The sequence below is a fragment of the Vibrio nigripulchritudo ATCC 27043 genome, assembly GCF_000222685.1.
In the GTDB taxonomy this organism is placed as follows: domain Bacteria; phylum Pseudomonadota; class Gammaproteobacteria; order Enterobacterales; family Vibrionaceae; genus Vibrio; species Vibrio nigripulchritudo.
Window position 1 is genome coordinate 1 of the sequence record NZ_AFWJ01000045.1, and the last position, 12,229, is coordinate 12,229.

The window sequence follows — 12,229 nt, forward strand, 5'->3', positions numbered from 1 at the left end:
ACATACCAGTTTCCTTATGCAGCAACAAGTGAAAGGTTGCGTTTTATCGCACTCAAACCAACGCTATGTCAGTGTCTTGTCAGCGTAAGGGCAACTCGATGCTTTATCGGCTAAGTATCACTCAATGTGAAAGGATAATTAGCGCATTCTAATTAAGTTTCTTTGTCCTCTTTCTTTAAAATTCGCCAAAAACATTATCAACTAAAGTCTAATAGATAAATTAAACCAAACCTGATCATATTTATTTTGTATTTTAAAATATTAACAGAATAGATAAATAACCGAGTATTTATGTCAGGTAATATTTTAATAAATTTGTTCTAAATCAATTTATATTAACTATTCATTACTAAGTTCACAGTAACAATTAAAACTGAGACAACTTAACTTTTTATTAACTTAAAATAACACCAGAGCATTATCTGTTGCTCAATTAATTTAATAATCAAAATAAAAAGTCAGCCAATGAACGTGTCTATTACCTATAAACTGCTTTTCACGCTGGTGTCAGTATTTACTTTAGTATTGGCATCTTCTACGGGTTACCAGTATTTTCAGCAACGCAACTTAATCAATACTGTATTAAGCGAGCAACTGCTGGACAAGGCAGGTAACTACTTCGACAGCCTGAACATGATGATGCTCACTGGCACCATGAGCCAGAAAGAGACGTTACGGGAAAAAGCGCTTGCCCAAGATGGCATTGAAAATGTCCGGGTTTTGCGGGCAGAAGCCGTATCTCGCCTGTATGGTACGGGAGACGAAAACCAGTCTGCCATCGACGACATCGATCAACGTGCCTTAGCCGGCGAAACCGTTATTGAAAGCATCTCTTCGGATTGGGGCAAAGGCATTGTTGTGGCTTTGCCAATGAAAGCCAGCGACAACTATCGCGGGACAAACTGCATCAATTGCCACATGGCGAAAGAAGGCGAAGTGTTAGGTGCCATCAGGCTTGAATATAACTTAAGCCATCTCAATCAACTTATCAGCCAGCGAACCATTATTGCAGTCGCTATCATGACGGCGATTGCCGCGGTCGGTTTTTTGATTGCACTGAGCATGATAAGGAAAATCGTGGTCAACCCACTAAAAATGACTTCTCGCTTGATGGAGCAGGTTAGCTCAAACAAAGACCTTTCCATCCGGCTTGATACAAAGCAGAAAGATGAAGTTGGGCAGCTTTCAAAAGACATCAACCATTTGTTAGACAGTGTGGCATCCAGCATGTCGCAGGTTCAGAAAACCTCGCATTCTCTGGCAGAATCCGCCACTAAGTTAACGAATGTGGCAAAAGATAACGACCACGCTGCGAACAATCAGCAACAGGAGACCGCCGAAGTTAATCAGAATATTGCCGAGCTGCAGGAACAGCAGCAGTGCATTGAAAACGCCACTATTGATGCCTCGGCTTTAATTACTCACACCACCGAAACCGCGAAATCCGGCTCAGCACAGTCACACCATGCGAGCGAAGATATTCAAAATCTGGTCGGAGACATCGAATCAGTAAAAGGCATGATCTCCGATTTGAACGAACAAACGGGTGAAGTGTCTTCGATTCTCTCCGTCATAAAGGGCATTGCAGAACAAACGAACCTACTTGCACTAAATGCGGCTATAGAGGCTGCAAGGGCGGGAGAACAAGGTCGAGGGTTTGCTGTGGTTGCCGATGAAGTGCGACAACTAGCCAGCCGAACACAAGAGGCCACGGGCAGTATCGAAAACATCATTGCCGATTTTCAGCAAGGCAGCGTTCAGTCGTTAAACTCGGTAGATGAGGTGTGCCAGCAAGCTCACTCCCGCGCGGAATCTATCGAATCTCTATCATGCACCCTGAAAGAAGTTGTGAGTGAAATGCAACAGGCAAACTCGCATGCAACCAGTATTCAGGAACAGGTCAAACTTCAGACGTCCGTTAGTACAAATGTTAGTCAGAAAATAGAAACCATTACCCTGCATGCGGATCAAACCTCTGCTTCAGCCCGTCAAACGCGAGAGATCAGTCTAAATCTTGAACATTTGTCGGAAGAACTCGAGTCATTACTGAATCAATTTACCCTGCCAAGCGATATTAAAGGTTGAAGCTGATGAATTGACAGGTAATATGTCAGGTTGAAATTAAAGAAATGATTTCTAACCCGACTGAGCGATTAAAAACCGCTCAGTCGGGTTGTATTTTGACCTCTATGGAGAATATAACAAACATGACTTACGCGCCTGTAAAAGACGTACTAAGCGGTAAGCTAGCTGTAGACAGTGAAGTCACTGTGAAAGGCTGGATCCGTTCGCGTCGTGATTCCAAAGCCGGAATCTCTTTCCTTGCCATTTATGACGGCTCTTGTTTCGACCCGATTCAGGCCGTGGTCCCAAATAATCTTAATAATTACGAAGACGAAGTACTTAAGCTAACAACTGGCTGCTCTGTTGAAGTAACAGGTAAGATTGTTGAATCTCCAGCAAAAGGTCAGGATTTTGAACTTGCCGCTACTGGTGTGAAGGTAGTTGGCTGGGTTGAAGATGCTGAAACTTACCCAATGGCAAAAACACGTCACTCAATTGAGTACCTCCGTGAAGTTGCGCACCTTCGCCCTCGCACAAACGTAATTGGTGCAGTTGCACGCGTACGTAACTGTCTGTCTCAGGCGATTCACCGCTTCTACCACGAGCAAGGCTACTTCTGGGTATCTGCTCCGCTTATCACTGCATCCGATGCAGAAGGCGCTGGTGAAATGTTCCGTGTTTCAACACTGGACATGGAAAACCTGCCTCGCACTGATAAAGGCGACGTGGACTTCAACGAAGATTTCTTCGGTAAAGAGACCTTCCTGACGGTATCTGGTCAGCTAAACGCAGAAGCTTATGCTTGTGCCCTAAGCAAAGTGTACACGTTCGGACCTACGTTCCGTGCAGAAAACTCAAACACCAGCCGCCACCTTGCGGAATTCTGGATGGTTGAGCCTGAAGTGGCATTTGCGGATCTTGAAGACATCGCAAAGCTGGCTGAAGACATGCTGAAATACGTATTTGAAGCCGTACTTGCAGAATGCCGCGACGATCTTGAGTTCTTCGCTCAGCGTATCGACAAAGAAGCCATTACTCGCCTAGAGCAATTCGTTGCTTCTGATTTTGCACAAGTAGACTACACAGACGCTATCCAGATTCTTCTGGACTCGGGTCGTGAATTCGAATTCCCTGTTGAATGGGGTATCGATATGTCTTCTGAGCACGAGCGCTTCCTGGCAGAAGAGCACTTCAAGGCGCCAGTTATCGTGAAGAACTACCCGAAAGACATCAAAGCTTTCTACATGCGTTCTAACGAAGACGGCAAAACCGTGGCTGCTATGGATGTACTGGCTCCGGGTATCGGTGAAATCATCGGTGGTGCACAACGTGAAGAGCGTCTGGACGTTCTGGATGCTCGCATGCGTGAAATGGGTATCGACCCAGAACACATGAGCTGGTACCGCGACCTGCGTAAATACGGCACAGTGCCACACGCGGGCTTCGGTCTCGGTTTTGAGCGTCTGGTTTCTTACGTAACAGGTATGGGTAACGTTCGCGACGTGATTCCATTCCCACGTACGCCGCGCAGCGCAAACTTCTAAGATTTTTTAATCTTATCGAAAACGCCACTCTCGGGAGTGGCGTTTTTATTTTCAGCACTTATACCCAAAAGTTCTTAAGAGACTTTGGTATATACCCGGCTTTGCTTGCGCCCTAGGTAAGCTGAAATGAAAAGAATCATAATCGGGTCTAGATAAATACAACGTAGTGATATAAAGCTCATCATGAGCGGTCATTTGAGTGTAGAAGCTCATTAAAATGCTAGACTGAACAAAAGATAAAACAGGTCACAGAACCAGAAAGGATTGTCCTATGAAATTTCAGGACTTCAATACATCATTGACTTTTAAGCTGTACACTATTGCCGGCTTGCTATTCGGCATTTACGGGGGGCGTGTCTGCCCAATGCTGGAAACGCTCACATTAGAAGAAGTGCTGGTTCATACTGGCGTCGTATTCAGTGTGATGTTTGTGATACGTATGGCAATTACCCGATCCTTGGTAAACAAGGAAGATGTGAATTACATCAAGCTGGACACCGCACTCTTTTTCTTTATGAGCGTCCCTTTCTCGCTCTTCTATCGCACAGTTTACGACTTCCCATACGACAGCAATCTCAAGGTGCTATTCGGGATGACTCTGTTTGGTTTCTTCACTGGCAGTATTTTGCATTTGAGCCATCAGATAAACAGCTTCAACGATTTACTAAAACAAAACCAAGCCAGCTTTAACCTAATGGGCAAACGTCGTTCCTTGGTTAAGCAGATGATTACTCTGGTGGTACTCCTACTTTGTACCCTTGCCATCATGATGAGCATGGTCGCGTTTAAAGACATCCACTGGCTGGAAAACACACCGGAAGCGCTGCATGACGGGTCAGGAAAGCTCAGTATTCTGAAAGAATTCATCTACATCTCCGCTGTATTAACCGGTTATGCCATTACCATTATGTTGCTCTGGGCGAAGCTGATGAAGCAAATCCTGATCAGTCAGGAAAGAGCTCTGATACAGGTGACCAACGGCAATATTGATGCCCGCCTGCCCGTTGCCCAGAATGATGAACTGGGAGCCATGGCACGAATGACCAACCAAATGCTCGATTCGTTGCAAGACTCACAAGACGAAGTGAAAACCACACGAGACGTGGCCATTGTCAGTCTGGCGGCACTGGCAGAATCGCGCGACAACGAAACCGGCGCTCATATTCTGCGTACACAGGAATACGTCAAAGCGCTTGCGATTCATCTTTCAGGGCACCCAAAACTCAAAGAGCAACTCACCCCTTCCTATATTGATCTACTGTACAAGTCGGCACCTTTGCACGACGTAGGTAAAGTGGGTATTCCAGATTCCGTGCTACTTAAGCCGGGTAAACTGACAGATGAAGAATTCGAGATAATGAAAGGTCACCCTCAAATAGGTGCCGATGCCCTCTCTATCGCTGAAAAGCGCATGGGCAGCAGTTCGTTTCTTCGCGTTGCCCGTGAAATCGCCTTAACCCACCATGAGAAATGGGACGGCACTGGATATCCGAATGCACTAAGTGGTGAAGGCATTCCACTGTCCGGTCGATTAATGGCACTGGCCGATGTATATGACGCATTGATAACAAAACGCGTATACAAACCCGCTTTCAGCCATGAAAAAGCCAAAGGGATCATTCTTGAAGGCAAAGGGAAGCATTTCGACCCTGAAGTCGTGGACGCTTTTCTTGCTATTGAAGAAGAATTTATGGCTATTGCCGCTCAATATAAAGACATGAAACAGGAAACTCCGAAACAAGATCCTGATACGGGTAATCTGCAATTTGCATAAGGTTGACGTAGTTTTGGCATTTTCAGGACTTATCTGGCAAAAATCTTAGGTTTTTGTAGGAGATTAGCCCGCTTTTTCTGACCTTGATCAGCTGCGAGCCACCTAACAAAGAAAAATACCACTTTCTGTTGAAATCCGGTTGTAACCCGTGACTGGGAAAGGTATAACTAGCGTATATTTATACCTTTCCCATTTAATCAACACGGACGCCGATTATGTTTGAAAAAGTCATTGCCGCCCCCGCTGACCCAATCCTTGGTCTGACTGAAGAATTCAAAAAAGATTCCCGCGCAGAGAAAATTAACCTAGGTGTGGGTATCTACAAAAATGAACAAGGTCAGACTCCAGTTCTGGCTACAGTTAAAAAAGCGGAAGCTGCACTTCTTGAAACAGAAAAAACCAAATCTTACCTGACCATCGAAGGGACAGCTGAGTACGGTTTAGCGGTACAAAAGTTACTATTTGGCGCAGATTCTGATGTTGTCGCATCTAAACGTGCAAAAACAGCACAAGCTCCAGGTGGTACGGGTGCACTACGCGTGGCAGGCGAATTCATCAAACGTCACCTGAACAGCCCTAAAATCTGGATCAGTAACCCAACTTGGGCAAACCACAACGGCGTATTCACGGCTGCTGGTTTAGAAACGGCTCAATACGGTTACTACAACGCTGAAACCAAAGACAAAGATTTCGCTGCAATGGTAGCGGATCTTGAAACGGCAAGTGCTGGCGATATCGTTCTTCTGCACGGCTGTTGTCACAACCCAACAGGCATCGACCCAACGGCAGAAGAGTGGGAAACTCTGGCTAAGCTGTGTGCGGAAAAAGGTCTGCTTCCTCTGTTCGATTTTGCATACCAAGGTTTCGCAAAAGGTGTTGAGGAAGACGCAGCAGGTCTACGCGTATTTGCTGAGCACAACACTGAGATTCTGGTTGCAAGTTCATTCTCTAAGAACTTTGGTCTGTACAACGAACGTGTTGGTGCTTTTACGCTTGTCGCTAAGTCTGAAGACGTTGCTGCAACAGCCTTCTCTCAGGTTAAGAGCATTATCCGTTCTATCTACTCTAACCCACCAGCGCACGGTTCAGCGGTTGTTACTCACATCCTGAACGACGAAGCACTGCGCGCAGAATGGGAAAAAGAAGTGGCAGAAATGCGCGACCGTATTCAAGAAATGCGCGAGCTGTTCGTTTCTACATTGAAAGCGGAAGGTGTTGAAGCGGACTTCAGCTTCATTGAGCGCCAGAACGGCATGTTCTCTTTCTCTGGTCTGTCAAAAGATCAGGTTAACCGCCTGAAAGAAGAATTTGCAATCTACATCGTTGGCTCAGGTCGTATCAGCGTTGCGGGTATGACAAAAGAAAACATGGGTCCACTGTGTAAAGGTATTGCTGCGGTTCTTTAATCGCTACCGATACATTGCGTACTAATATATTTTAAAGACCAGTCATTCGACTGGTCTTTTTTATTGATTGCTATAGGATGGTGAACAATAAAAAAGCCTACAGTCAGCTCTCCTATGCAAGCAGAAATAATAGAAATAAAGTCCTTTATCTCCCAGTACCCTCCTTTCAGTGCATTGCCAGAAGAGCTGCTTGATAAAGTCGCCAGCAACATAGAAATATCTTACTTTCGTCAGGGGACTCCCATCATCCATTTTGGCGATCATATCCACGATTTGTATCTTGTGCGAAGCGGCGTTGTGGAAGTCTATCGTCGCAACGGAGAGCTCTATAACCGGCTGGATGAAGGCGACATTTTTGGGCAGATGGGTCTGCTAACGAACAACAAAGTTCGCTTTCCTGTCACAGCAATTGAAGACTCCCTTGTTTACTGCATTCCGGAAGCAATCTTCCAGACCTTATATGATGAAAATGATCTCTTTGCCGATTTCGTTGAAGTGGAAGATTCTGCCCGGCTCCGTCAGGCGGTATCCAACACCAGTGACGCCAACGACCTTACTACATCCAAAGTTCGTACTTTGATTACCCGTGAGCCTGTCACCATTTATTCCGATCAATCGATTCAGGAAGCGGCACAAACCATGGCGGAAGAAAACGTCTCATCGCTGTTGGTTTTTGACCGCGAAACCGCGGAAAACGATGAAGATGATAGTCCCCTGAAAGGCATCATCACTGACCGAGATCTTTGTACCCGCGTATTGGCAGCGGGTTTGTCGCCCCAATCTGCGGTTTACGATGTGATGAGCACAGATGTGGTCTCGCTGGATCACAACGCCTACGTTTACGAAGCCATGCTGACCATGCTCCGATACAACGTTCACCACCTTCCCGTAGTGAAAAACCAGCAGCCTCTTGGCATCATCGAAGCGACAGATATTGTTCGCTATGAATCTCAGAACTCCCTGTTGCTAGTAAGTAGTATTTTCCAGCAGCAGACAATGGAAGAATTGCAGACCCTTTCCGAGCAGGTCAAAGACAGCTTTGTTCGCTTAGTCAATGAAGACGCCAACTCTCATATGGTGGGCAGCGCCATGTCGGTGATTGGTCGCAGCTTCAAACAGAGAATCATTGAACTGGCGGAAGAAACGCTAGGACCACCTCCCGTACCCTACTGCTTCCTGGCATTAGGCTCCATGGCAAGAGACGAGCAGCTTATCGTCACCGATCAGGACAACGCCATTATTCTTGACGAAAGCTATAAGCCGGATAAGCACGGTGACTACTTTGAAAATCTGGCAAAGTTTGTCTGTGATGGTTTAGATCAGTGTGGGTACAACTACTGCACCGGAGACATCATGGCAACTAACCCTATGTGGCGAATGACTCGTCGCGAATGGGAAGAATGCTTTAATGACTGGATTGATGACCCCAACCCCAAAGCTCTGCTAAACAGTTCGATCTTCTTCGATCTGGATGGCGTGTATGGGCGAACCAAGTGGGCAGAACAACTCAATGGCTACATAGTACGCAGAGCAAGAAAGAATAATCGCTTCCTTGCCTGTCTGGCACGTAATGCTATCAGCCGAACTCCGCCTCTTGGCTTCTTCAAAAGCTTTGTGATGGAAAAAGATGGTCAGCATAAAAACTCCATCAACCTCAAACGCCGTGGCACAGCCCCACTCGCTGATTTGATTCGCGTTCATGCACTTGCAGTGGGTTCTCGCTCTCAAAACTCATTCGAGCGTTTAGACGACATCATAGACGCGGGGATTCTGCCAAATGGTCGTGCTGAAGACTTGCGTGATGCGATGGAGTTCATTTCTATGGTTCGGATTCGCCATCAGGCCTTAGATGTGGAGGCAGAGATCGAACCGGACAACAATATCGAACCAGATAACATGTCTGATTTCGAAAGACGAAACCTGAAAGATGCATTCCAGATTCTCAGCAATGCTCAGAACTTCCTTAAATATCGCTACCAAGCGAACACCTTTAAGTAGTCGGAGCTGGTATGAGTTTATTCAGAAATAGCCGCTTAGGCGGGCAAACAGACTGGCAGAGCCGTTTTAAGGAAAAAGCCGAATCCGTTACCGATGAACGCCTTCATGACTTCTATCAGGCTGGTATTGTGTCAGGTAATACTCCTCTGTCTAAAGTGCCGTTTGTCGCGCTGGACTTTGAAACGACGGGCTTAGACGCTGAAAAAGACGACATCGTCAGTATTGGGCTGGTCCCTTTTAACCTTAACCGGATTTACTGCAATCAGGCCAGACACTGGATCGTTCGCCCCAACACACCGCTTCAGGAAGAGTCCGTGGTGATTCACGGTATCACTCACAACGATATTCTGGATGCACCCGATTTACGAAGAGTGTTAGATGAAGTACTGGATGCCTTGGCTGGGAAGGTCGTGGTCGTGCACTACCGAAAAATCGAACGCGAATTCTTGGATACGGCACTTAAAGATCGAATTGAAGAAGGCATCGTGTTTCCGGTCATGGATACCATGGAAATCGAATCCTATGTGCAGGATATGAATACCAAAGGCATTTTCAACCGCCTGAAAGGTAACAAGCGTCAGCCAGTGCGGTTAGGTTCTTCTCGCGAGCGTTACGGGCTGCCAGTTTACCCGCCTCACCATGCACTAACGGACGCCATGGCAACAGCAGAGCTGCTTCAGGCTCAGATTCAGCATCATTTCTCTCCTGATACCCCTATAGAAAAAGTCTGGTTATAAAAAAGGCTGCCTAAAATGGCAGCCTTCTATTTTTACAGGTAGTACTAGCTTTTACAGGTAGTGACTAGCGAACACGTTCGGTTCTCATACCCATCAACAAACTTACGCACATTAGCAATAAAATGAAGGTAAACGGCAGTGCCGTAGAAATCGCACCTGCTTGCAGGGCCTGAATGGCTTGTGTGCCACCGACCCAAAGTAGCGCAGCCGCAATGGCACCTTCCATAAATGCCCAGAACACACGCTGCATCACTGGTGCATCCACTTTACCACCAGCGGTAATGCTATCGATAACCAGAGAGCCTGAATCCGATGACGTGATGAAGAACACCATAACCAGCAGAATAGCAATCACTGAAAGCAGAGTGCTAAACGGCAACTCTTCAAACATCTGGAACATCGCCAGAGGCACTTCTTTAAGACCTTCCGTACCCAAAGCACCAACGCCATTAACCACCTGATCAATCGCCAGACCGCCAAATACAGACATCCAGATCAACGTAACAGCAGTAGGCACCAGAAGAACCGCAACCATGAATTCACGTACTGTACGACCTTTAGATACACGCGCGATGAACATGCCGACAAATGGTGACCAAGAAATCCACCAGGCCCAGTAGAATACTGTCCAGCCCTGGAACCACGCCTCGTCTTCACGACCATGTGGGTTACTCAGCGGAATGATGTTTTCAACGTATGCCATCAAAGTGGAAGGGATAGAACCAAAGGCAACCGCGTAACCAAGTAACGCAACAAAAATTAGCAGCACAAACGCCACGATCATGTTGATGTTACTGATGACCTTAACACCGCCATCAATGCCGCGGAAAACAGAAACCACGGCTAGCAGCGTTACCAGTACGATTACCGCAATCTGCAGACCAATACCGCCATCCACACCGAATACGTGGTTGATACCACTCGCGGCTTGCTGAGCACCTAAGCCCAAGGATGTCGCCAGACCAAACAGAGTTGCCAGCACCGCCAATACATCTACAACGTGACCCGCCCAGCCCCAGGCTCTGTCGCCCAGAATAGGGTAAAAAATTGAACGGATAGAAAGCGGAAGCCCTTTATTGTAGGTAAAGAACGCAAGCGATAAGGCTACGATGCCATAAATTGCCCAAGGGTGAAGACCCCAGTGGAACATGGTTGCGCCCATGGCAAGTTTTGCCGCTTCTGGGGTATTTGGTTCAACGCCCAGAGGAGTCTCATACCAGCCAGTGAAGTAAGCCACAGGCTCAGCTACACTCCAGAACATCAAACCGATACCCATGCCCGCTGCGAATAACATCGCCAACCAGGACATGAACGAATAATCGGCGGAAGCATCCTGACCGCCCAAGCGAATTTTGCCGAATGGCGACACAATCAGTGCCAGACAGAAGATCAGGAATATGTTCCCCGCCCAGATAAACAGGCTGTCGAATTTACCAATGATCGACCACTTCAAACCATCCAGAGTAGACTTTGCGGTTTCCGCGTCTGAGATGAGTACAGCAACTAAAAATAGAATGATAAGACCAGCACTGGTCCCAAATACCGGATTATGAACATCAAATCCCCACTTCTGTACATTATCCTGACCAACCGTGTAGTCGGTACTATCGATACTGTACTTGTCGATTCCTTTTGTCATATCTCCTCTTTAACCCTTAACAGGTTTGTTGATTTTGAACCTATTCGAAACCTTTCCTCACCAGAATGGTTAGTGAACGTAACAGTTCATTGATTTTAAAACCCACAAACCCTATCGAAAATGTCCGTTTAAAACCAGAGATAACTCAAAAAACGTCCTAAAATCTCAGTTTTCTCAATTTGAATGGCTATTTTTAAATCAATCAATACTAGAATTCGTTTTGAAGTCTAAACATTTGTACTCTCAACAGAGAGAGTCGCGTTTATGATATTTGTGGAACACATTTGTTTTCTTAAAAAAAGCATCAAAATGAATGCTGGGTGTATACCCAAGTAACCTCAAGATACTAGGTTCAGCGAGAATTAACTGGTTTTCAGACAAGACACCGATTTGAAGATCTAGTGGTTTCTAAATCAAGAATCGGTAACGCAGTATGAAAGCCAGTTAAACTCGCCCTTGGGAGCCCATATTCTGTCCCATTTCATCGGCAAAGAACTTGGAAAGGACTGGTCATTCCGCTGCGTTCTTTTTCTTGAACTGAAACAGAATATGAGGCTCTGAATCCTGTACCTTGAGGTCACTTGGGTATATAACCTTTTTAAGGGAGAAACGGTCAAAGTACTCAAGAGTCGAACATCGCTGTTGACTCTTGTGTAGCAAAAGCTTTATATAACCCCCGAAAACACTGGTACGGATAAAGAATTTGGAAAAACACGAAGAAGTTCTGATTGCGATACGACAAATCATCCGCGCAATCGATCTGCACTCAAAAAAACTTGGCAAAGAACTGGGATTAACTGGTCCTCAGTTGCTATTGATGCGTTCCATCAAAGAACTGGGTGAAGTGACCATACGGGAACTGTCGAACAACACCAATATGAGCCAGGCTACTGCCACCACCATTCTGGATAGACTTGAAAGAAATGGTTATGTTAAGCGCGTCAGAAGTGTGAGCGACAAGCGTAAAGTACACGCCTACCTTACTGATGAAGGCAAAGCCATTTTGGAAAAAGCCCCTCTTCCGCTGCAAGACAACTTTATCGATCAATTTCATAAGTTGGAAGAAT

The 12,229-nt window shown here is 46.1% G+C and carries 8 protein-coding genes; 7 read left to right on the top strand and 1 reads right to left on the bottom strand.

The window, feature by feature from the left end:
* Positions 1-465 precede the first annotated feature (465 nt).
* From RH89_RS05710 to RH89_RS05735, 6 genes are all read left to right on the top strand, one after another.
* Positions 466-2,085 carry a methyl-accepting chemotaxis protein gene (locus RH89_RS05710; protein ID WP_004400161.1) on the top strand — a complete coding sequence of 540 codons (1,620 nt, stop codon included), beginning with the start codon at positions 466-468 and terminating at the stop codon, positions 2,083-2,085.
* Between the two features lie 122 nt (positions 2,086-2,207).
* A complete protein-coding gene (gene asnS / locus RH89_RS05715) occupies positions 2,208-3,608 on the top strand; it encodes an asparagine--tRNA ligase (protein WP_004400162.1) in 1,401 nt (466 codons plus the stop codon).
* Positions 3,609-3,879: 271 nt separating this feature from the next.
* Positions 3,880-5,382 (top strand): HD domain-containing phosphohydrolase, encoded by a 1,503-nt coding sequence (locus tag RH89_RS05720; protein ID WP_004400163.1) that lies wholly within the window; start codon positions 3,880-3,882, stop codon positions 5,380-5,382.
* Between the two features lie 215 nt (positions 5,383-5,597).
* The gene (locus RH89_RS05725) at positions 5,598-6,788 is read left to right on the top strand and encodes an amino acid aminotransferase (RefSeq protein WP_004400164.1); all 1,191 of its coding nucleotides are present in this window, start codon (positions 5,598-5,600) and stop codon (positions 6,786-6,788) included.
* Positions 6,789-6,902: 114 nt separating this feature from the next.
* The gene (locus RH89_RS05730) at positions 6,903-8,786 is read left to right on the top strand and encodes a DUF294 nucleotidyltransferase-like domain-containing protein (RefSeq protein ID WP_004400165.1); all 1,884 of its coding nucleotides are present in this window, start codon (positions 6,903-6,905) and stop codon (positions 8,784-8,786) included.
* A gap of 11 nt (positions 8,787-8,797) precedes the next feature.
* Complete coding sequence (locus RH89_RS05735; protein ID WP_004400166.1) at positions 8,798-9,523, top strand: 3'-5' exonuclease; 726 nt, start codon at positions 8,798-8,800, stop codon at positions 9,521-9,523.
* Positions 9,524-9,587: 64 nt separating this feature from the next.
* Here RH89_RS05735 and RH89_RS05740 read toward each other — a convergent pair whose 3' ends face one another.
* A complete protein-coding gene (locus tag RH89_RS05740) occupies positions 9,588-11,162 on the bottom strand; it encodes a BCCT family transporter (protein WP_004400167.1) in 1,575 nt (524 codons plus the stop codon).
* 703 nt (positions 11,163-11,865) lie between these two features.
* On the opposite strand from RH89_RS05740, the gene RH89_RS05745 reads away from it, so the two are divergent.
* Positions 11,866-12,229: MarR family winged helix-turn-helix transcriptional regulator (locus RH89_RS05745; RefSeq protein ID WP_004400168.1), on the top strand; the 364-nt coding region annotated here is incomplete at its 3' end.